This window comes from Micromonospora sp. NPDC005299 (genome assembly GCF_042872345.1).
GTDB lineage: Bacteria > Actinomycetota > Actinomycetes > Mycobacteriales > Micromonosporaceae > Micromonospora.
The window spans coordinates 122,566-142,494 of record NZ_JBIAKG010000007.1 but is presented as its reverse complement, the minus strand read 5'-3'; the positions used below and the strand labels follow the sequence as shown (position 1 = coordinate 142,494).

Sequence of the window (19,929 nt, the reverse complement as noted above, 5' to 3'; positions counted from 1 at the left end):
GTGACACCAACGCCGAGCAAGCTGTCCGTGAGCGCCTCCCCCAAGCCGAAACCGCGCCCGGCGGCGGCAGCGGAGGGCGGCTCGGCCGCCGCCCCGCCGCCGGCCCCGGCCGCCAGGGCCACTCCGGCCCCGGAATTCCCCCGCGGCTACACCCTGCTCTCCCAGACCTGCGCCCTTCAGGTCGGCCAGCAGGTGTACGTCTCGCGCAGCGGCAAAACGAAGGGGAATTTCCGCTTCTGCACCCAACGGCTGCGCAAGAACGACACGGGCAGCTACTACCTGAACCCGTACGTCTTCGTCGAGCCGTTCTTCCTCGACGGCGGCCGATGGCTCCCGGATTCGCGTGAGCCGCTGAGCCTGACCATCACCTGCCGGGTCATCCACGCCGCCGAACAGGACTACTCCCTGACCGCCACCTCACCGAGCGGGAACGGGCCCGGGCACACCGCGTCCTGCGGCCGGCTGGTGCCGCACGCGGTCACCGCAACGACGGGCAGCGACGCCTACACGATCCGATTCAGCGGATACACCTCGGGCGGTCACTACGGCGTGCTCGCCTTCGACACCGAGGTGCACTTCCCGGGCGCCGGCAAGCCGACCCCGGAGCAGCAGGTGACCGTACCCCGCTGACGGGTCCCGGCCAGGGGCTGTGTCACGCCGTCACGGGATGGCGAAGAAGCCGAGGAACCGGAAGGCCAGCCACGGCTTACGTCCCCACGCCCGCAGCTTCCCGCGCGCGATCAACGGCCACTGGCCGCTCAGGCCCGCACTCAACAGGAAGAACGACACCGGGTCGACCGAGATGGTGCAGTCGATGCGCCCCGGCACCGTGTCGCTGACCTCGGCCACCCCGTCGGTGAAGTGCACCCAGAACCGGGAAACGCCGCGCAGCCGCAGCTCGTAGCAGGCGCTCAGGCCCCGCACGGCGGCCTGGTCGACGAGGCGAGGCATCGTGGTGTGGATGAACGGCAGGATCAGTTCCACGTGCCGCGGCCGGACGATCGGCGGCTGCCGGAGGGCGGCGGCGATCGCGCTGCCGTGGCTCAGCATGTGCGCGAGCAGATAGCAGCCGAACACCCCGAGCGGCATCGGGCCCATGGGCGTGTCGACGATCTCCGCAGCGGGTCGGGCGCGGGCCGCCTCGAGAAACGCGGCAGCCTGTCCGGCGATCCGCTGCGCGAGGACGTTGGGGTCGCGCTCGCCGTCCGCGCTCAGCGCCTGGGCGTTCGCGGCGGCCAGCCCGGCCTTCGTCCCATCCCCGTGCGTCGCCGGTCGGCCGGCGGCGATCGTCGCCATGAGTTCGTTGGCCATGGCCAGATGTGCCGCCGCCTCGGCGACGGTCCAATCCGCGCCGGGGATGGGGATGTCGGCGTCGGGTAGCGCGCCGATCAGGTCGGCCAGCCGCCCCGCCACGGCAAGGATTTCGTCGGGGAGTTCGCCGCGCTCGGTGGGGTCAGCCGTCGTCTGGGTCATGACCGCGAATCTTGACCGGTCCCGAACCACCTGTCCAGGGCGCCGGGACAACGGGCGTTCAGCGGCTCGCCTGCGTCACCAGCGGGATGCCCTCGCGGTCGGTCGGTACCGCCGTCCGCCGCCACCGGGATCGAGCATGATCTTGCCGGGCGGCGGCTGCCAACGGTCCGAGCAAGTCGGGGCGTTCCCCGGCCGGCGCGAGGGTTTGTTGGCCCCGTTGGTGGGAAGCTTGCGGATTTGCGACAACAGGGAGAGGAATTCCCATGACATTGACCAGCCTTCCCGGCGGGACCTTCAGCCTGGGGGATCTGCCGGTCGCCCGGATCGGATACGGCGCGATGCAGCTGGCCGGCCCGCACGTCTTCGGCCCACCGGCCGACCGCGACGCCGCCGTCGCCGTACTGCGGGAGGCCGTCGACCTGGGGATCAACCACATCGACACGGCCGACTACTACGGCCCGTACGTCACCAACGAGATCATCCGGGAGGCCCTGCACCCGTACCCCGACGAGCTGCACATCGTGACCAAGGTCGGGGCGCTGCGCGACGCCGAGGGCAACTGGCCGCAGGCCCTCGCTCCGGAGCAACTGCGCCAGGCCGTGCACGACAACCTGGACCGCCTCGGGCTCGACGTGCTCGACGTGGTCAACCTGCGCGTCGGCGGGTTCGACCGCCCCACCCCCGGCACCATCGAAGAGCCGTTCACGGTCCTCGCGCAGCTGCAGCAGCAGGGGCTGATCAGGCATCTCGGGCTCAGCACCGTCAACGCCGAGCAGGTCGCCGAGGCGCAGTCCATCGCGCCGGTCGTGTGCGTGCAGAACTTCTACAACATCGCCAACCGCGACGACGACCCCCTCGTCGACTCCCTCGCCGCGCAGGGCATCGCCTACGTGCCCTACTTCCCGCTCGGCGGCTTCAGCCCCCTGCAGTCCGAGGAGCTGAACGGCGTCGCCACCCGCCTCGGCGTCACCCCGATGGCGGTCGCGCTGGCGTGGCTGCTGCAGCGCTCCCCGAACCTCCTGCTCATCCCGGGCACCTCATCCGTCGCGCACCTGCGCGAGAACGTCTCCGCTGCTGCGCTGACCCTTCCCGACGACGCGCTGGCCGAGCTGAACAACATCGCGTGACGGGCCGACGCTCCGCTGCCCGTTCTGCCGTCTGGTTCAGGCTCCGAGACGTGCGGACGGTGTTCAATGAACTTCCATGAAGGCCAACCGCTCCATCCCGGCCGCAACGGTGATCCCCGTCCTGACCTATCCCGACGTGCGCGAGGCGGTCTCCTGGCTGTCCGCGGCCTTCGGGTTGGTCGAGCGGGTGCGGATCGGCGAGAACCATCGCGCCCAGCTGCGGTTCGGTGACGGGGCCGTCATCGTCGCCGATGTGCGGGGGGATCGGCACCCGCCCCGTCCGGGCGAGGTCACCCACTCGGTCATGGCGCGGGTAGCTGACGCGCGGGCGCATTGCGAACGGGCACGGGCGCACGGCGCCCAGATCCTCATGGAGCCGACCGACTTCGAGTACGGCGAACGGCAGTACCAGGCCGAGGACCCGGCCGGCCACCACTGGACGTTCTCGGAGACCCTCGCCGACATCGCCCCCGAGGATTGGGGCGGGGAGTCTGTCGATCCAACGGGAAGCTGGTAGCGAGCGCCTGGAGACCAGGAACGTTGTCCAATGCCGCGCTAGTCGAGCCTGCGGCGGCCCAGCCATTGTGGTTCGCGGCCGGCGAGCACCCACCCGGCGACCGCGGCGAGCAGCGGCAGCCCGACGACCGTCACCGCCAGGTGCGCGACCGGTACGTCCGTGAGCGCGTCGAGGTCACGGTGTAGCACGCTGGCCAACCCGACATAGGCGCCAACGACGCCGAGGAGGGCGCCGAGCAGCGCGAGCGCCCCGGCCGTCGTGGCGGTCAGGGTGCGCCGGATCCGCCGGGGTGCGCCCGTGGCGGTCAGGGTGCGCAGGTCGCCGGCCGCCTCGCCGCGGATCAGGCCGACGGTCATGGCCAGGATGCCGAGGGCGAGCAGCGCGCCGGCGGCGACCGCCCCGGTCCGCAGTGACCCGAGCGAGGCCCGCTCGTGGCGGGACTCGATGGTGAAGCCGGCGCTGGTGGCGAGGTTCCGCGCGGTGGTCAGCTCCCGCTCGGTGAGCGGGTGGTCCGCGGCGACGAGCCAACCGACCCGCGCGGGCTGCCAGCCGTGGCGGGCCATCATGCTCGCGGTGACCATCGAGTTCGGCATCGAGGTGTATCGGGTGTCCGGGAGCGGCTGGGTCTTCGGGTAGACGCGGCGTTCGGGGATGTTCACCAGTTCGAGCGCGCCGGTGCGGACGGTGAGCACCTCGGTGTCGGCCGCGACCGCCGCACTGTCCAGCCGGTAGAGCCGGAGCAGTTCCGGGGTGGCGACGTAGAGGGGGTACGTCGTCATCTGCTGGCGGTCGGCAACCGGCTTGCCGATCTCGACGGCGGGATGGCCGGGCTGGCCTCCGGGCTCGCCCGGGTCGGTGTAGGAGGCGACCACCGCCATGTCGAGCGGGGTCACGGTGGGCGTGCCGAGGTTACCGGCCATCGTGTCGACCTGGGCCTGCAGGCTGGCCAGCTGCTCCGGGGTGCGTACCGGGATCACCGGGCTGGGTCGGCCGATGCGGACCAGGAGCTGGCCCTCGGCCAGGTTGCCCAGACCGGCCGCCTGCTTGGCCTGGTACTCGGCGACGGCGGAGCCGGCGACGACCGCCACCGAGATCCCCAGGGCGAGACTGATCGCGGCGAGCGCCGCGCCGGCCCGGGCCTGGTAGCGGACCAGGTCGGTCAGCGCCAGCCGGACGGCCACCGGCATCCCGCCGCGCGCCGCGGCCAGCAACCGGATCGCCGTGGGCCCGACGAAGAGCACCCCGACGGCGGTGGCGATGGTGCCGGTGGAGATCAGCACCGGCTTCTTTCCGCCCGACAGCAGCAGGCAGGTGACGCCGGCCGCGAGCAGGACCACGGCGACCACCGCGGTGCGCCGGGCCGGTCGGGGCCGTGGCGGCCGCGCCGACAGCGCGCTCATGATCGGGGTACGCGCGATGGCCCGCGCCGGCCACCACGCGGCGGCGGTGGCGGTCGCCACGGCCAGCACCATCCCCGCGCCGAGTGTCGGCCAGGGCAGGTCGAACCGGTCGATGCGGTGCCCGGCGGCCGTCTCCACCCGCCCGGCGACGAGCAGCCAGGCGGCGACGCCGACGGCGGTGCCGAGCACCGCGGCGACCGCCCCGACGACGGTGCCGTTGGCCAGCATCACCAGCCGCAGGTGCCGTCGGGTGGCGCCCATCGCGGCGAGCATGCCGAGCTGCCGCAGCCGGCGCTGCGCCACCACGATGAACCCGGCCGCGGCGACGAGCGACACCAGCAGCAGACCGACGGTGGCCAGAGCCAGGGTGGTGGCGGCGATCACGGTACGGGTCGTGCCGGGCCGCGACTCGCGCACGAGGGGACCGTCGATGGTCGCCCGGAACGCCTCCAGGGAGGCCCGGTCCCCGGCGACGAGGACGGTGACGGTCTTCGGCGGGTCGGCGTGCGCCGGGTCGACGAGGGCGAACTCGTCGGTCAGGTCCTTCGGGTTCTCCACCACCCCGACCACGAGGCGGTCGTGCCCGTCGACGGTGACCCGCCGACCGAGCCCGGTGCGCAGCGTCCGCGCCACCCCGTCGGTGACCGCCACCTCGCCGGCGCCGGCCGGGTACCGCCCCTGCCGCACCGCCAGCATCGGTGCGCCGTACGCGCCGGCCGGGTCCTGCGCCCGGACGTCGACCGGGTCGAACAGGCCCGGCACTTCCAGGTAGCGGTGACCGATCGCGTCGATCGTGCCGAACCACTGCTGGGCGGCGGCGAGCCGGGAGTCGAGGGTGGCCGGGTCGCTGCCGTCGAGACGCAGGAGGTGGTCGGCGCGGCCGAACGTCGCGTCGCTCGACGAGGCCATGTTGTAGGTCGCCGAGACGGCGAAGGTGGACCCGATGACGGCGACCGTGAGCAGCGCGAGGGTGAGCAGCTGTTGGCGCCACTCGCGGCGGAACAGCCGTACCGCCCAGCGGATCACGGCCCGGCGGGCCGGCAGGCCACCGCCCGGGGCGCGGCGGGGCGCCGGCCGGTCGGTGGCCGGTGGGGTGGCGGTCGCGGTCACGAGGCCACGTCCCCGGCGAGCAGGGTGTCCGGGCCGACCGACGGCCCGGTCTGGTCGACCACCCGGCCGTCGCGGAGGAACACCACCCGGTCGGCCCAGGACGCGAGCTGCGCGTCGTGCGTCACCAGCACCCCGGCGATCCCGCGCTTGCAGGCCGCGCGCAGCATCCGCATGACCGCCTCGCCGTTGGTCGAGTCCAGCGCGCCGGTGGGCTCGTCGGCGAGCAGCAGCCGCCGGTCGCCGACCACCGCGCGGGCGATAGCGACCCGCTGGCGTTCGCCGCCGGAGAGGTCGTCGGGGAAGTGGCCGGCCCGCTCGGCCAGCCCCAGTTCCTCGAGTACGCGCAGGCCGGCGGCGCGGGCGGCCCGCGCGCCGACGCCGTCGAGTTCCAGCGGCAGCGCCACGTTCTCCACGGCGGAGAGCCCGGCGAGCAGATTCAAATCCTGGAAGACGAAGCCGATGGACCGGCGGCGCAGCCTCGCCCGGGCGTCGGCCGACATGGCCGACACGTCGTCACCACAGACCCGCACCGCACCGTCGGTCGGCTCCTCGAGGCTGCCGGCGATCGTCAGCAGGGTGCTCTTGCCGGAGCCGCTCGGCCCCATGATCGCCACCAGCTCACCCGCGTCGATGGTGAGGTCCACCTGCCGCAACGCGGGTACGGCCGCGTGGCCCGTGCCGTACACCTTGGACACCTGGCGCATGCTCAGCGCGGCGCTCATCGGCGGGCCTCCTCGCGTGCCGGCGCCGACTCCGCCGGGCCGTGGGTCGCGGGACCGGCCGGCCTGGCCCGGTCGCTCGGCGCCGCGCCGGTGGTGGGCGTGGCCGGTAGGCGGCGCAGCCGGGCGTCGGCCGCGTCGAGCCAGCGGACGACCGACTCGAGCCGGAACAGCTCCGCGTCGACGACGAGGCCGAGCGCGATGTCCTCGGGGTCCGCCTCGGCCTTGAGGTGGGTGTACCGCTGCATCTCCTCGACCAGGCGCCGGCGGTGGACCTGGAGGATCTCCCGAACGTCGACACCGGGCATGCGTACCGCCACCTGCACCTTGATGACGAGTTCGTCGCGTGGTGGCGCCGTGGCGTCGGGTGGGGTCCGCAACCACGTGTCCAGTTCCCGCTCGCCGCCGGCGGTGATCCGGAACCGTCGCTGCGCGCCGTCGCGCTCGTCCGACTCGACGAGCCCTTCGCGTTCCAGGCGTTGCAGCGTCGTGTAGACCTGGCCGACGTTGAGCGGCCAGACCTCACCCGTGCGGGCCTCGAACTCCTGCCGGAGTTGCAGGCCGTACTTCGATCCCTCGGTCAGCAGCGCCAGCAACGCATGTCGAATGCTCATGGTCCACCATCCAGCGTGAGTATACCGGGTATTATACCCGGTATACTCACGCTGTCCAGCCACTTCAGGGAGTTGGCTCTCGCCGCCAGCGGGATGCCCTCGCGGTACGTCGGCGCCGCCGGAGCCCAGCCCAGCTCGCGCTTGGCCTTGGCGTTGGAGACGCGCATCGACGTGGTCATCATGGCGTGGACGTACGGGATGGGCCGCAGCATCCAGCTCGGGACCCGCCACGGCCGGCGTGCCCCGAGCTCGGCCGCGAACGTGTCCAGGTAGTCCCCCCAGCGCACCGGCTCGTCGTCGACGATGTTGTACGCCTGCCCGGCGCGCCCCTTCTCCAAGGCGGCCACGGTCGCGGCGGCGGCGTCGTCCAGGTAGATGAAGTTGGCGAAGCCGCCGGACGAGGGCACCGGCAACCGGCGCTTGCGCAGCAGGTCGACGATCATGCGGGTCATGCTGTCCTGCCCGTAGAAGAATCCGTAGCGCAGCGCGACGCCCTCCAGCTCGTCGGCCGAGAACACCTGTTCCTCGGTGGAGCCGATGGCCGCGACGGCCTCCCCGACCTTGCCGCTCACGGGCTCGGCGAACGGGTCGTCCTCGGTGATCACGTGCGGGCCGTGGTCGTGATAGCCGTACCCGAGCACGATCGACTGGGTGAGGAAGCGGTGGGCGCCAACCGCCCGGGCGGCCGCGAGGAGGTTGGCGGTTCCGGTGGTACGCAGGCTGTTCGTGCCCTGAAGCGCCGCCCGCATGTTCGTGGTGCCCAACGCGGTCAACTGGTGCATGACCGCGTCGGCCCGCACACCCCGTACCGCGGCGAGCAGGTTCTCCCGGTCCAGCACGTCGGCCACCACGGCCTCGGCGCCGGCGCCGCGCAGCCGCTCGGCGTTGGACTGGCTGCGGCTGATGCCGACGACCTGGTGGCCGGCGGCGATGAGTTGGCGGGTGAGGGGCGTACCGATGGCGCCCGAGGCGCCGGCGATCAGAACTCTCATGGCTTCGGTTCCTTCCTGCGGGTCTCACCTCTGTGGACGGGGTACCGGTCGGGCTTGTGATGACCTGGCGGTGTGTTGTCCCGCACAGCCGGCGTGAACTCCGGTGAGGCAATCCCACGACCGACGCGGCGCCCGCGACAGGTCCAGCGGGCCGGACCAGCGTGATTGTCCACCGCGGCCGCCGCGCGGGCGTAGGGTCGGTGCCGTGGTAGGGGCGGGGCGTCGATACCGCTACGTCGGCCCGGCGGACGTGCAGGCGTCGGTCGCCGACGCCCCCGAGGGCTCGCCCATCCGATCGCCGGTCGATCTCGACACCTACCTGGCGGCCGCAGATCCGCGCGACCGTGACGAGCCGTTCACCTACGTCATCGACCTCGGCGGCACGTTGCGGCTCGCGCCGAGACGCAGCGAGCACGTCGCCTGTGCCGGGGGTGGAGAGGTCCTCGGAGCGGGGGAGATCGCCTTCGCCGGCGAGCGGGGCGGCTGGGTGGTCGCCGAGGTGAGCAACCACTCCACCGGGTACTGCCCCGATCCCAGCTCCTGGGCGGCGGTGGCGGGCGCCCTCGACAAGGCGGGCATCTGCCGTCCGGAAGGCTTCACGGCGGCCGTCGTCTTCCGGCACTGCCTCGACTGCGGCGAGCGCAACCTCGTCCGCGACGACGACTACGTCTGCGCGCTCTGCGGTGCTGAGCTGCCGGAGGACGTGGAACCTCGGCTGACGGCCCAGCCGCCGACCGCGAACGAAGCGCGCTGATCGCCACGCAAGGCAGGCACCCATGCCGCCACGCACGGGAGCAGATAGACCAGGGCACCTGCCACCACTAACGGTGACAGGTGCCCTGGCAATCTCGCTGGATTCAGGTCAGGACGCGCCGCCCGGCTGGAGCGCTCCGTTGACCTTCAAGGTGTACGGCGCGTACTGATTGACCTGCTCGGTCGGCTCGTCGTACGCGACCACCGCGACCACCTTCTCGAACGGGCTGAGCAGGGCCAGCTGCCCGCGGCTGAGCGACAGGCTCGACTTGCCGTCGAACTGGACCTGCAGCGCCATCTTGTGCCGCTCGTCGATGCCGATCAGCCGCACGTTCCAGTTGTGCACGGCGGTCGGCTTGATCTCGGTGGGCGAGTCGAACGGGGCGAGGCTGCTGCCGTCGCTGACCGTCGTGCCGCCCACGGTGATGTCGTCGATCCGCCAGCCGCCCTCGTTGACGCCGCCGTCGCTGACGTAGCGGAAGCCGAGCAGGATGGTCTTGCCGGCGTACGTGGACAGGTCGTACGAGTGCGCCTCGAACCCGTTGGTCGTCCCGTTGACCGCCGGGCCGAGCGGCCCGTCGACGGTCTTGTCACCCGGGATGGCCGTGTAGGTCGCGCCGCCGTCGGTGGAGACGGTGACGTAGCCGTAGTCGAAGCCCTGCTCCGCGCCGTACTTGGCGAGGAATCGCAGCGTCGGGTCGGCCGCCGGCACGGTGACCGAGGTGACGGCCGCCGCGTCGGTGTTGCTGGCGTTGCCGGACCACAGCACCGGGTTCCCGGCGCGGTCCGGGTCGTTGGACACGACGGTCCACGCCAGCGGCAGCGGCGGCAGGGTCTTGGCGCCCTGGAACGACAGCGACCGCAGGTCACGGCCGCGCAGGAGCTGCCCGTTGGCCTTCTGCAGCGGCACGTAGTCGGCCCCGTTCGGCGCCGCGCCCGGGGTGGCGTTGGCGGCCGGGTTGGCCAGGTTGACCGTGGAGCGCAGGCTGGGCGTGGTCACCCGGCTCTTCGGTACGCCGAGCATGATGCCGTGGCGGGAGTCCCCGACGATCTTGTCGACCAGCGTCATCGTCTGGTAGTCGTGGATGACCTGGTACATGTTCCTGGCGCCCTCGGCCTTCAGCGCCGCCTCCAGGCTGGCCAGCCCCTGCCGCTCACCGTCGTTGTGCAGGCGGGAGATGATGTCCTGCCCGTACCGGTCGTAGATGAACTGCATGAACGAGTACGCGTTGCCGTAGTCGGCGAGCACCGCGTTCGGGTTGGGGCTCTCGCCCCACAGCGTCAGCGAGTTCTCCGGGCCGCCGCAGTCCCGCGGGTTGGTGTTGAACGGCGTCTGGACCGTGCCGAAGCCCTGGTAGCAGTAGAGGTGGCTGTCGGCGCCCCGGTCGAAGACGGTCGCCCTGGTGTCGACGTAGCCGACCAGCGTCTGAGCGAAGTCCGACAGGCCCTCGTTGACCCAGCTCGTCTCGAACGGGTCGGTGTAGTAGTGCGCCAGGTGCTGCCACTCGTGCGCGAAGGTGCCCTCGTAGACGTGCGGACGGGCCGGGCGGCTGGTGCACAGGTCGTCGGTCGGTTCGTTCGGCGGGTTGGCCCCGGTGCGGTGCAGCCAGTCGAACGCGTCGATGGTCATGACATTGCGGTCGAACAGCTCGTTGAGCTGGGCCGAGAAGAAGCCGGCGATGTAGGTCGGGGCCGCCGGGAACTGGTAGAAGTTGTCGTCCCGGACGTTGTCGACCAGCGTGACCGTCTTGTTGCCGCCGCCGGTGTAGACGCCGCCGTTGCCGTTGGCGTCCGCCCTGAGCAGGGCGTTGCTGCCGTCGCGGTCCGGCGGCCTGCTGAACGCCGCCGTCTCCTTCGGGTACATGTTGGTGTCGAACTCGTGGACGAGGTCCGCCACCTGAGCGTCGGTGACCTGCGTCGTGGAGGGGATCTGGGTGCGGCAGTCGCCGGCCGGGAAGGCGATGTCGTTGGCGACCCACACTTCGATGTTGTTGCCGACGGCCCGCAGCGTGTAGTCCTTGCGGTAGTAGCGGCCCTGGAAGTCGTCCAGTCCGAGCCACTGCCGGACGGTGCCGACCGGCGGAGTCGCCGCCGCGGCGGCGGCCTTCGCCCGCGCCTGCGCGCGCGGCTGGTATCGGGCCGGCGTCTTGACCTGCTTACCGTCCAGCGTGAAGTCCTTGCGCGTGAGCTCGCGGACGTCGCTGGGCCGATCCTTGTTCGCGGTCGGCTGGGTGGGGGCGGCCGCCGCGGCTGACGCGGGTAGGACGCCCAGGAATGGTAGGACGAGTGCGATGGCTGCTGCTGCGGCGATGCGGCTGCGTGCCATTAGCCCCCCTCGGGTGTGGTGAAGCCGGTTGACGGGGTCTGGGCCGCCATTCACCGGCACGACATTTACGTTCGTATCGGCAATCGTTGCCCTTGGCAATGGGCCTACCGCATGCTTTGCGGCCGACCATCGCGGCGACCGGAAGTCCTCAGGCCACCGTCCATAAAGACGTTAGTTCCGGCGTCACCCGTCCGGTGAGCCGATACCGCCAATGCTCTTTCGGGGCACCGCGCGGCCGGGCTCCGTCGATAGCTTCCGGTCATCCGGTCCGCAGGCGTACCACCGCGTTGGAGACGCGCATCGAGGTGCTCATCATCGCGTGGGGCGTAGGGGATGGGCCGCAGCATCCAGAGCGGGATCCGCCACGGCCGCCGCGCCCCGAGCGCGGCCGCGAGCAGCCTGGTCGATTGTGAGCCGGTGTTGACGGGGGCGTCGACGCGGGTCCTTGGCACTGATGGGCCACCCGGTACCCAATGGCCGGCGCGAAGCGGGGGTTCCGTCCCTGACATCCGTTTTCGCCCTCCGTCTGCACTCCACGTCCCTATAACGCTGGCATTATTTGTGGGCTATAGTGGGTGTGTGGGCGAGTGGGAGGTCAGCCTTACCGAAGACGTCGAGGACTGGCTGCTCGACCTGGCCAAGTCTGACCCTGACTCCGCTGACCAGGTCGCTGCGGCCATTGATCTGCTCGCCGCCGAGGGCCCGGCGCTCGGTCGACCGTTCGTCGACCGAGTCAAGGGCTCGAACTACAAGAACATGAAGGAGCTGCGGCCAGGCTCGGTAGGGGGAACCGAGATCCGTATCCTGTTCGCCTTCGACCCTCAGCGGGAAGCCATCCTGCTGGTGGCGGGTGACAAGAGCGGCAACTGGAAGGGCTGGTACGAAACCAGCATTCTCGAAGCCGACAAGAAGTTCGCCGACCATCTGCGAGAGCTGAAGGGACAGGACTGATGGCGCGTAGCTGGCGGGATGTCCGCTCCCGCATGAACCTCGACGAGGCCAAGGTTGAGCAGCACAAGGAGCGCATGCGCGGCGAGGTACGCGCAGCGCGACTGCGTGAGATGCGCGAGAAGCGTGGCCTGACTCAGCAGCAGGTTGCCGACCGCATGAACGTTTCGCAGCCGCGTGTCGCCGCCATCGAGAGCGCCGATCTGCCGAAGGCTGAGGTCGGCACGGTTGCCCGGTACATTGCTGCCCTTGGCGGCAAGGCTGAGTTCGTTGCCGAATTCGATGGCGAACGTGTGACCCTTAGTTGATGCTCGGGGCATGAGGGCGCCTCTGTCGTTGCCCTCATGCTTGTCGTGCACGTCGCGAAGCCTCGGCTGATGCCGGGGCTTCGCCGTTGACCGGGAAGCTGACTGCGGCATCAATCTCGCTGACCGCCTGCGAGTCCGCCGCTCACGGCGATGCCGTGCCAGCCGCGCTGTTGGCCCTGGGCCTCATGCATACGAACGCCTGACGGACCGTGTCCGTCAGGCGGGCATGCCCTCCACTGGCGTGTGGGGATGGATCTCAGGCGGTGTGGGGCGGTAGGCCGAGGAACTGCTCGAGGTCGGCGATGGCGTCTTCTACCGTGCCGCCGATCGCGGGGTCGTGCACCCGGGCGCGCAGCGCGGGGATGACCGGTCGGTGTCGAGTCGATGGTGGATGCGGGCCAGGTGGCCGAGGCTGATCGCCGCGGTGGCTCGGACGTCCTCCTCCGGGTGGCAACGATCCCGCTCCTGCACCCAACTCGGCTTCGCCATCGCCGCAGGCGGCGGCTGGCCGGGACTGCGCCGGGTCATCAGCCGAGCCTGGCCCGGTCGAGGCGGTCCAGCAGACTCGGCTTGCGGGCATGCCGCTCCCGCAACTGCTGCACTCGCTGCAGAAACGCCTCGGCACCGCCGTCTCGATCGGCCAGCGCCTTCAGGTCCGACAGCAGCGCGACGGCGGCGTCGTACTCCTTCGGCCTCTTCGTCTCGATCATCGCGGCCACCTGCTGCCACGCTTGCTCTTCCCGTCCGGCGAGCGTGTTCAGGTGTTGCTCGCGGGCGGCTGCAGCCGCCCGCTGCCGGCGTTCCCGCTCGCCTGCCTCACGCTCGCGGGCGAGCCGCTGCCGCCGCAACCAGCGCTCCTCTGCGGCAGCCAACAACTCCCCGACCGTGCGGCGACCGCCGGTGCCCTCGTTCGGGGTCGTGCCGTGGAAGCGGGCCAGCAGCTCCGACCGCAGGTGTGCGTCGTCGCCGCGCAGCAGCCGTAGGACAATGGCGTCTTTCTCCGGCTCGGGCAGCGCCTTCACCCAGCTCGAGAGCGCCGCCACCGACGGCGTCTGCTCCTTGAGCGGCATGCTCGTCTCGGCTGCCACAGCAAGCAGGTCGGGGTCCAGCCGCAGGAAGTCGATCAGGGCGCTCTGCGGCCCGGACAGGTCTCCGAGGCCGGGCGGGACGGGCGGCTCCGGCTCGTCGTCGTCCAACTCCCGGCCCTGTACGCACAGCAGCCACGCCAGGTACAGCAGCCGCCGATCACCGGCGGCCAACTCGGCCCGGGCGGGAAGGATCGCGGCGAGGTGGCCACCGCCGTCGTACTCCTCGTCGCCGTCATCGTCCTCGCTGTGCAGATCCACGATCACGTGCGAACGGGTTGCCCAGGAACAGGCCGACTCCCCGACGCAGTACTCCGCGGCGGTGGCCGGGTCCAGCACCGCGACCGGTAGCCGCAGGGCGATCCGGTGCGTGCCCCAGTTCGCCAGGTACAGGAACGCGTCGAAGTACCGCTCCACCCACTCCCGCGGGTCACCCTTCAGGTCACCCCACTGGTAGTCGTTGACGAAGCTCGACGAGGTGATCCGCGCCCGTGTCGACAACGCCCGCAACTCCCGCTGCTGCGTCAACGTCAACGGCCGATCAACCGCCACGAACTCGTAGTACTGATACTCACTCACCGCCGACCCCCTCCGCCATAAGGATCACCCGCCCGCCCAGTGCCGGTACGCCTCGATCCACGCTGCGCCGGACGGTGCCGGCTCCGGCAAGGGAAAATCCAGAATCCCGATCGCCTGACGGACTCGACCTCGATAGCAGATCGCGAACACTGCGCCGTGGCGCAGATCAGCCCCCGCACCGTCACCTCAACACCCAGAACCTGCGTCGTGAACGGCACCGCCAGATTGTCCTCGATCATCGTGAACAGTCCGGACAGCTGCTCATCAGCGTCGTAGGCGTCGACCGTCGCCTCGCCGACCAACGCATCCAATTCGGCCCGGCGGCTGAGTGAACCCACCGCGGCACCCTACGACAGCTCCGCATTCCATCCCGAACCACCGTGTCCACAGAGCCGATCGCTACCCAGGGGCGGCCAGCCGTAGGGCTGCCGCGACGTGCTGCTCACCAGCACGAGCCACCTGGCCAACACAGCGACGCTCGGTTTGTCGCCTGCAGTCCCCAGCCTGCATGGTCACGCCTGGTACCAACTCACGCGGGACGACGTGCCGTAAACCGTCGCGTGACACAGACGGCACCGGGAAGCGGACGCGTGCAGGCGGCAGGATGGGCGGATGTTGATCCTGCGCGCAACCGCGAAGCTGCGCCAACGCATCGGCCAGTCCGCCCCGCATGAGGGCGAGCGGTCCACGACGTTGCTCGGCGACTGGTACGGGCCTGCGCACCACCCCGGCCAGTACGGCAGCGCTGGTCGCGCTGCTGGAACCACTTGTCGCCACACTCCTGGCCACCCTGTTCCTCGGCGATCGCCTGAGCTCGGCCGGGCTCATCGGCGCTGGCCTGATCACCACCGCCATCGTGCTGAACACCCGCGGGCACCGCTGACAGAGAGGGGCCCGGGCAGGACCAACAGGACCTGCCCGGGCCCCAGGTGTCAGCAGGCGGGCAGCGTCGCCGCTGACGGACCCGGCTCGTATGGTGGCGGGGCGTGGCAGTCGGCTCGGGGAGGTGGTCCATGCTCGCGCAACTGGCAGCGCCGCCGGCCGTCGCGGCCGAGCGGGTGATCACCGCCGTACTGGCCGACCTACGCTCCGGCGACCACCGGGGCGTGGTGGTCGACTCCCCGCCCGGCGCGGGAAAGTCCACCCTCGTGGTCCGCGCCGCCGTCGAGCTGGCCGCCGCCGGCGAGCCGCTGATCGTCGTGGCGCAGACCAACGAGCAGGTCGACGACCTCATCGACCGGCTCGCCCGCAAGGCCCCCGAGCTGCCCATCGGCCGGCTCTCCGCCACCGACTACCGGCCCACCGACCGGGTGAAGGGTCACGAGACGGTCCGGGTCGCCGCCAAGGTCGCCGACCTCGGCGGTGCGGCCGTCGTCATCGGTACGGCGGCCAAGTGGGCCACCGTCGCCGAGGGCGTCTGGCCGTGGGCGATCGTCGACGAGGCGTACCAGATGCGGTCGGACGCGCTGCTGCGCGTGGCCGGGAGGTTCGAGCGGGCGCTGTTCGTGGGCGACCCGGGGCAGCTCGACCCGTTCTCCACCGTGGAGACCGCGCGGTGGACCGGGTTGACCTGGGATCCGATGCAGTCGGCGGTGGCGACCCTGCTGCGGCACAACCCAGAGTTGCCGGTGCACCGGCTGCCGGTGTCGTGGCGGCTGCCCGCCACCGCCGCGCCGGTGGTGGCCGCCGCGTTCTACCCGTTCACCGGGTTCCGCGCCGGCACCGGGCCGGCCGACCGGGCGCTGGCCCTCACCGAGCCGGGGCCGGGCGACCGGTTCGACGCGACGGTCGAGGTGGCGGCTTCAGGCGGCTGGGCGCTGCACGAGCTGCCCGCCCGGCACACGCCGCGTACTGATTCCGAGGCCGCAGCCGCCTGCGCCGCCCTCGCCCTGCGGGTCCTGCACCGCAAGCCGGTCGGGTTCTCCGAGCTGGCGCCCGGCGGCGCCCCGGTGACCGCGGACCGGATCGCCATCGGGGCCGCCCACCGCGACCAGGTGGCGGCCATCCGGTCGCACCTCGGCGCGGCCGGCGCGGGCATCACCGTCGACACGGCCAACCGGCTCCAGGGCCGGGAGTACGACGTGACGATCGTGCTGCACCCACTCTCGGGCCGGCGGGACGCGACGGCGTTCCACCTGGAGTCGGGGCGGCTCTGCGTGCTGGCGTCCCGGCACCGGCACGCGTGCGTGGTGGTGGCGCGGGCCGGGATTCCCGAGTTGCTCGACGCGCACCCGTCGACCGAGCGGATGCACCTGGACGTGCCGGTCAAGTTTCCGGACGGCTGGGAAGCCAACCAGACGATGCTGGCCCACCTCGCGTCGCACCGGGCCCGCTGACGACGCTGGGGGTGCTCCGGTCCGCGACCGAAGCACCCCCGGGCCTAAATCAGTTGCCGCGCTGGTGCAGCAGGAGATCGGTGACGACCGGCCGGTGGTCCGACGCCGCGGTCGCCACGGTGTCGGTGCCCACCACGGTGATGTCCGGCGAGACGCTGATCACGTCGATCCGCTTCACCGGATTGATCGCCGGGTACGTTGTGGCGCCGGTCGGCGCAGTGTCCCGCAGGTCCTGCCACAGGACGCTCAGCTCCGGCGCCCCCGGCTCCGCGTTCAGGTCACCGACCAGCACCTTCGGCCCAGAGTCGGCGGCCAGGATGGCCAGCGTGTCCGCGACCTGCATGCGCCGCACCGTCGGGTCCGCACGGTAGTCGAGGTGCGTGGAGTACACGTGCACGTGCGCACCCCGCACGTTGACGGTCACCTCGGCGAAGCCCGGTGCCGGGGCGGGTACCGGGTTGGGCACCTGGGTGGAGAGCCGGGTGATCTCGTGGTTCTCCGCCTCGAGGATCGGGTAGCGGCTGAGCACTGCCACCCCGTACTGCCTACGGGGGGCACCGGCGGTCAGGGGGTCGAAGTCGTAGATCGGCGCGAAGAAGGCCTGCATGCTCAGCCGGCCGGCCAGCTCCTGGGCCTCGTCGACGAAGTTGCTGCGGTCTCCCCAGTGGACGTCGACCTCCTGAAGGCCGACCACGTCGGCGTTCAACGCGCGGATCGCCTCGGCGGTCCGGGCCAGGTCGAAGACGTTGTCCTCGCCGGCCCCGGCGTGGATGTTGTAGGTCGCCACCCGCAGCTCCACGGGCGGCGCGGCCGAGCCCGGCGGCTCGGCCGCGCCCGCCGGCGTGGCGAGCGGCAGCGGTGCCAGCGCTGCGGCGAGCGCGGCGCCGAGCAGGGTGCGGCGGTGAATGCTCAGTCTCATCGGGTCCTCCGGAATCAGATGGTGAACAGGCAAGTTCTCACCCGCCCGGCGCCGGCGCTCCAGGGGTGGGCCTCAGTCGAGGTACGCCTCGACTTCGGCGATCCGCGCGTAGTCAGCGTTGTTGGAGGCCAGGACGGCGATGCGTACCCCGGTGGTCCGGACGGCGGGGAAGCTTGACGTACTCTTCACCACGATGTTGCCGCGGACCTGCGCTACGGTCTGCCACTCGCCGCCGGCGGTCAGAACCTGCACGTCGTAGTCCCGCACACCGTGAGTTTGTGGCTTGGCCGCGGTGGAGTTCGACGTGTAGAGGTCGATCCGGTTCATCGTCTCCGGTTCGGGCAGTGTGACGGTGTAGTAGACCGGGAACTGGCCGCTGCCGGCGGACTGCCATCCGGTCGCCTGGGTCCAGCGGCGGTCGCCGTCGGTGCCGCCGCATGGGTTGAATTCCGTCGACGAGGTCACGTACGTCGAGGTGCCGTTGGCCTGAGCGCCCCGCAGCAGGTTGTCGCCCGGTTGCTGGGGTGGCGGTGCCGACACGTGCACCGGGACGGTGAGCTCCGATCTGCCCGAGGTCAGGCTGACGGTGTACTCGCCAGGGGTCGTCCCGTGCGGAGCGCGGACCGTGAGTGGCGCGGTCACCGTCCTCCCGACCGGCAGGTAGCTGGAGAACATCCCGCGGGAGAGTGCGAGCGGCGCCTGTGCCGTCAGCATGGCGTCACCGAAGCTGGGTTCGCTGATTGTGTTCGCCATGCCGAGTGTGATCTTCGGCGCGGGCAGGCAGGGCAGGCCGGCGACGATGTCCAGCCGTTGCGGGCTGGCCGAGAGGGTGACCGGCGCGGTGGGGCGGCCGTCGTCGGTGGCGGCGGCGACCGCCGGCGGAACGGCCAGCGCCCCGCCGAGCGCCGCGACCACGATGACCCGACGCATCCTCGAACCTCTACGCAACCTCGACACCGGGCACCCCATCCTGCGTCACGAGCCGGGTCCGGGTTGTCGTAGTGCCTCCCGGCCGGGTGATGAAGTCGACCACCCGGTAGTCGGTCTCCCACCGGTCGTGGGTGAGCGTGCAGCGCTGGTAGCCACGCTGAACGTTGACGAACTTGACGTGCGGATTCTCGGCGAGCGTGGTGAGGCCGGCGGTGTCGATGTCCACACCGTCCCCGCCGGACGCGATGGACGTGCCGCCGAACTCCATTCCGACCGTCGGCGAGGACGCATCGTCGAAGTCCAGCTTCAGGTCCGACACGATGCTGCGATGCACGTCGCCGCCGATCGAGACAAGGTTTCGCACCCCGCGCGCGTAGGCGCCGGCGAGGATCCGATCCCGCGAGGCGGGGTAGCCGTCCCACCGGTCCGTCCCGTACCGCTCACCCGCCCCGGCCAGGCTGTCCAGCCTGGACATCGTGTTCTGCTGAGCGATGATCTTCCACCGCCGGGTGGTGTTGGCGAGACCGCCGAGTAGCCAGGCTTCCTGCTCCGCACCCAGGATGGTGCGGCTGGGGTCCTGCCAGGCCGGGTCGTCCTGCGCGACCCGCGGCGACCGGTACTGGCGGGTGTCCAGGATGTTGAACTCGGCCAGGTCGCCGTACGAGTAGCGACGGTAGATCTGCATGTCGGGACCGTTGGGCATCATCGGCCGGCGGACCGGCATATGTTCCCAATGGGCTCGGAACGCGTTGGCCCGCCGGACCAGGAACACCTCCTCCCACGGATCATCGTGCTCCGACACCTGCCCCGCCCAGTCGTTCTCGACCTCGTGGTCGTCGATCGTGACGATCCATGGCGCGGCGGCGTGAGCGGCCTGGAGGTCGGGGTCGGCCTTGAACAAGGCGTACTGGTCGCGGTACTGGTCCAGGGTCACGGTCTCCGAGAGCCCGGGATACATCAGGTGCGGCGGCAGGGGGCTCTGTCGGGCCACCTCGGGCCGGGCACCGTACTCGTAGATGTAGTCGCCCAGGTGCACCACCACGTCGTGATGCCGGCTCGCCATGTCCGCGTATGCGGTGTAGTAGCCGGAGGTCCAGGACTGACAGGACGCGAAGGCGAAAACCATGCCGTTCAGGGCTGCGCCAGGTGGGGGAGCGGTCTTGGTACGACCGACCGGGCTGACGTACGAGCCGACGCGGAACCGGTAGAAGTACTCCCGCCACGGCCGGAGGCCCCGAACATCCACGTGCACGGCGTGCGCCGATTCAGGCTTGGCCATGACAGCACCGGCGCGAACGACCTTTCTGAACCGTTCGTCGGTGGCGACCTGCCACTGGACCGGGAACTGGCGGTAGTCCATCCCGCCGAACGACGCGAACGGGTCAGTGACCAGGCGGGTCCAGATGACGACGGAGTCCGGTAGCGGGTCACCGGAGGCGATGCCGAGCCGGAACGGGTAGTCGGGTAACCGTGGTGGCGCTGAGCGCGCCGGTTGGCTCGCCGTGATGCCCAGCAGTGCGGTGCTGAGCGCCACCGCGCCGGCGGCTCCACCGGTGGTCAGGAATCGCCTTCTGGTCGAGGCGAGCGCCAGCAGCCGGCGGCGGCCGAAAGCGTCGGGCGGGTTGATTGCCATACGTGCGTGCCCTCCTGCTGATCAGAGACGTGCAGGGACGGTTGCATCAGCAATGCGCATGCCGCAACGAAGATGCATGTTGGCGGCTCCAGCGCGCGTGTTCCGATCTGACCATGGCATAGAGGGCGATAGAAATCCAGATATTGCAATGTGTCGTGCG

Annotated in this window: 19 protein-coding genes; 8 read left to right on the top strand and 11 right to left on the bottom strand. The window is 71.0% G+C overall.

What is annotated here, in order from left to right; all coding sequences use genetic code 11:
* Positions 1 to 27: 27 nt before the first annotated feature.
* Positions 28 to 630 (top strand): hypothetical protein, encoded by a 603-nt coding sequence (locus ACFYPD_RS21175; protein WP_387116015.1) that lies wholly within the window; start codon positions 28 to 30, stop codon positions 628 to 630.
* Between the two features lie 30 nt (positions 631 to 660).
* Here ACFYPD_RS21175 and ACFYPD_RS21170 read toward each other — a convergent pair whose 3' ends face one another.
* Entirely contained in the window at positions 661 to 1,473 is an 813-nt protein-coding gene (locus tag ACFYPD_RS21170) for a maleylpyruvate isomerase N-terminal domain-containing protein (protein ID WP_387116012.1), read from the bottom strand.
* 263 nt (positions 1,474 to 1,736) lie between these two features.
* Here ACFYPD_RS21170 and ACFYPD_RS21165 point away from each other — a divergent pair, with 263 nt between their 5' ends.
* Together ACFYPD_RS21165 and ACFYPD_RS21160 are read left to right on the top strand one after the other, a co-directional pair.
* Positions 1,737 to 2,600 (top strand): aldo/keto reductase family oxidoreductase, encoded by an 864-nt coding sequence (locus ACFYPD_RS21165; RefSeq protein WP_387116009.1) that lies wholly within the window; start codon positions 1,737 to 1,739, stop codon positions 2,598 to 2,600.
* Positions 2,601 to 2,676: 76 nt separating this feature from the next.
* Positions 2,677 to 3,117 carry a VOC family protein gene (locus tag ACFYPD_RS21160; protein ID WP_387116006.1) on the top strand — a complete coding sequence of 147 codons (441 nt, stop codon included), beginning with the start codon at positions 2,677 to 2,679 and terminating at the stop codon, positions 3,115 to 3,117.
* 38 nt (positions 3,118 to 3,155) lie between these two features.
* Here the strand turns inward: ACFYPD_RS21160 and ACFYPD_RS21155 are convergent, their stop codons facing one another.
* Genes ACFYPD_RS21155 through ACFYPD_RS21140 form a run of 4 tightly spaced genes read right to left on the bottom strand, consistent with a single transcriptional unit; the run spans position 3,156 to position 7,952 of the window.
* Positions 3,156 to 5,627 carry an ABC transporter permease gene (locus ACFYPD_RS21155; RefSeq protein WP_387116003.1) on the bottom strand — a complete coding sequence of 824 codons (2,472 nt, stop codon included), beginning with the start codon at positions 5,625 to 5,627 and terminating at the stop codon, positions 3,156 to 3,158.
* Positions 5,624 to 6,349, bottom strand: a complete 726-nt coding sequence (locus tag ACFYPD_RS21150; RefSeq protein ID WP_387116000.1) for an ABC transporter ATP-binding protein — start codon at positions 6,347 to 6,349, stop codon at positions 5,624 to 5,626. The genes ACFYPD_RS21155 and ACFYPD_RS21150 overlap by 4 nt, the downstream gene beginning before the upstream one ends.
* On the bottom strand, positions 6,346 to 6,960 hold the full coding sequence (locus ACFYPD_RS21145) for a PadR family transcriptional regulator (RefSeq protein ID WP_387115996.1): 615 nt from the start codon (positions 6,958 to 6,960) through the stop codon (positions 6,346 to 6,348). Before ACFYPD_RS21145 ends, ACFYPD_RS21150 begins: the two co-directional genes overlap by 4 nt.
* A complete protein-coding gene (locus ACFYPD_RS21140) occupies positions 6,957 to 7,952 on the bottom strand; it encodes an NAD-dependent epimerase/dehydratase family protein (protein WP_387115993.1) in 996 nt (331 codons plus the stop codon). The genes ACFYPD_RS21145 and ACFYPD_RS21140 overlap by 4 nt, the downstream gene beginning before the upstream one ends.
* Positions 7,953 to 8,157: 205 nt before the next feature.
* Between ACFYPD_RS21140 and ACFYPD_RS21135 the strand changes: the two genes are divergently transcribed.
* Entirely contained in the window at positions 8,158 to 8,706 is a 549-nt protein-coding gene (locus tag ACFYPD_RS21135) for a hypothetical protein (protein WP_387115989.1), read from the top strand.
* A gap of 108 nt (positions 8,707 to 8,814) precedes the next feature.
* Here ACFYPD_RS21135 and ACFYPD_RS21130 read toward each other — a convergent pair whose 3' ends face one another.
* On the bottom strand, positions 8,815 to 11,031 hold the full coding sequence (locus ACFYPD_RS21130; protein ID WP_387115986.1) for a choice-of-anchor J domain-containing protein: 2,217 nt from the start codon (positions 11,029 to 11,031) through the stop codon (positions 8,815 to 8,817).
* 579 nt (positions 11,032 to 11,610) lie between these two features.
* Here ACFYPD_RS21130 and ACFYPD_RS21125 point away from each other — a divergent pair.
* Both ACFYPD_RS21125 and ACFYPD_RS21120 read left to right on the top strand, forming a co-directional pair.
* A complete protein-coding gene (locus ACFYPD_RS21125) occupies positions 11,611 to 11,982 on the top strand; it encodes a type II toxin-antitoxin system RelE/ParE family toxin (RefSeq protein WP_387115983.1) in 372 nt (123 codons plus the stop codon).
* A 32-nt stretch (positions 11,983 to 12,014) separates the two neighbouring features.
* Positions 12,015 to 12,287 carry a helix-turn-helix domain-containing protein gene (locus tag ACFYPD_RS21120; protein ID WP_387115981.1) on the top strand — a complete coding sequence of 91 codons (273 nt, stop codon included), beginning with the start codon at positions 12,015 to 12,017 and terminating at the stop codon, positions 12,285 to 12,287.
* A 527-nt stretch (positions 12,288 to 12,814) separates the two neighbouring features.
* Here the strand turns inward: ACFYPD_RS21120 and ACFYPD_RS21115 are convergent.
* The gene (locus ACFYPD_RS21115; protein ID WP_387115978.1) at positions 12,815 to 13,951 is read right to left on the bottom strand and encodes a hypothetical protein; all 1,137 of its coding nucleotides are present in this window, start codon (positions 13,949 to 13,951) and stop codon (positions 12,815 to 12,817) included.
* On the bottom strand, positions 13,948 to 14,289 hold the full coding sequence (locus tag ACFYPD_RS21110; protein ID WP_387115975.1) for a hypothetical protein: 342 nt from the start codon (positions 14,287 to 14,289) through the stop codon (positions 13,948 to 13,950). The genes ACFYPD_RS21115 and ACFYPD_RS21110 overlap by 4 nt, the downstream gene beginning before the upstream one ends.
* Before the next feature lie 332 nt (positions 14,290 to 14,621).
* On the opposite strand from ACFYPD_RS21110, the gene ACFYPD_RS21105 reads away from it, so the two are divergent.
* Positions 14,622 to 14,834: an EamA family transporter gene (locus ACFYPD_RS21105; RefSeq protein WP_387115972.1), complete on the top strand. Its 213-nt coding sequence runs from the start codon at positions 14,622 to 14,624 to the stop codon at positions 14,832 to 14,834.
* Positions 14,835 to 14,964: 130 nt separating this feature from the next.
* Positions 14,965 to 16,287: an AAA family ATPase gene (locus ACFYPD_RS21100; RefSeq protein ID WP_387115968.1), complete on the top strand. Its 1,323-nt coding sequence runs from the start codon at positions 14,965 to 14,967 to the stop codon at positions 16,285 to 16,287.
* A 49-nt stretch (positions 16,288 to 16,336) separates the two neighbouring features.
* Here the strand turns inward: ACFYPD_RS21100 and ACFYPD_RS21095 are convergent, their stop codons facing one another.
* The 3 genes from ACFYPD_RS21095 to ACFYPD_RS21085 form a co-directional block, all read right to left on the bottom strand.
* On the bottom strand, positions 16,337 to 17,206 hold the full coding sequence (locus ACFYPD_RS21095) for an endonuclease/exonuclease/phosphatase family protein (RefSeq protein WP_387115965.1): 870 nt from the start codon (positions 17,204 to 17,206) through the stop codon (positions 16,337 to 16,339).
* Between the two features lie 72 nt (positions 17,207 to 17,278).
* Positions 17,279 to 18,136 carry a discoidin domain-containing protein gene (locus ACFYPD_RS21090; protein WP_387115963.1) on the bottom strand — a complete coding sequence of 286 codons (858 nt, stop codon included), beginning with the start codon at positions 18,134 to 18,136 and terminating at the stop codon, positions 17,279 to 17,281.
* A 10-nt stretch (positions 18,137 to 18,146) separates the two neighbouring features.
* On the bottom strand, positions 18,147 to 19,769 hold the full coding sequence (locus tag ACFYPD_RS21085) for an alkaline phosphatase D family protein (protein ID WP_387115960.1): 1,623 nt from the start codon (positions 19,767 to 19,769) through the stop codon (positions 18,147 to 18,149).
* Between the last annotated feature and the right edge of the window lie 160 nt (positions 19,770 to 19,929).

Excerpts from the sequence above, each read along its gene's own strand:
- ACFYPD_RS21145 (WP_387115996.1), bottom strand. The coding sequence starts at position 6,960 with ATGAGCATTCGACATGCGTTGCTGGCGCTGCTGACCGAGGGATCGAAG.
- ACFYPD_RS21165 (WP_387116009.1), top strand. The coding sequence starts at position 1,737 with ATGACATTGACCAGCCTTCCCGGCGGGACCTTCAGCCTGGGGGATCTG.
- ACFYPD_RS21085 (WP_387115960.1), bottom strand. The coding sequence starts at position 19,769 with ATGGCAATCAACCCGCCCGACGCTTTCGGCCGCCGCCGGCTGCTGGCG.
- ACFYPD_RS21090 (WP_387115963.1), bottom strand. The coding sequence starts at position 18,136 with ATGCGTCGGGTCATCGTGGTCGCGGCGCTCGGCGGGGCGCTGGCCGTT.
- ACFYPD_RS21140 (WP_387115993.1), bottom strand. The coding sequence starts at position 7,952 with ATGAGAGTTCTGATCGCCGGCGCCTCGGGCGCCATCGGTACGCCCCTC.
- ACFYPD_RS21160 (WP_387116006.1), top strand. The coding sequence starts at position 2,677 with ATGAAGGCCAACCGCTCCATCCCGGCCGCAACGGTGATCCCCGTCCTG.
- ACFYPD_RS21170 (WP_387116012.1), bottom strand. The coding sequence starts at position 1,473 with ATGACCCAGACGACGGCTGACCCCACCGAGCGCGGCGAACTCCCCGAC.
- ACFYPD_RS21105 (WP_387115972.1), top strand. The coding sequence starts at position 14,622 with ATGAGGGCGAGCGGTCCACGACGTTGCTCGGCGACTGGTACGGGCCTG.
- ACFYPD_RS21100 (WP_387115968.1), top strand. The coding sequence starts at position 14,965 with ATGCTCGCGCAACTGGCAGCGCCGCCGGCCGTCGCGGCCGAGCGGGTG.
- ACFYPD_RS21150 (WP_387116000.1), bottom strand. The coding sequence starts at position 6,349 with ATGAGCGCCGCGCTGAGCATGCGCCAGGTGTCCAAGGTGTACGGCACG.
- ACFYPD_RS21120 (WP_387115981.1), top strand. The coding sequence starts at position 12,015 with ATGAACCTCGACGAGGCCAAGGTTGAGCAGCACAAGGAGCGCATGCGC.
- ACFYPD_RS21130 (WP_387115986.1), bottom strand. The coding sequence starts at position 11,031 with ATGGCACGCAGCCGCATCGCCGCAGCAGCAGCCATCGCACTCGTCCTA.
- ACFYPD_RS21095 (WP_387115965.1), bottom strand. The coding sequence starts at position 17,206 with ATGAGACTGAGCATTCACCGCCGCACCCTGCTCGGCGCCGCGCTCGCC.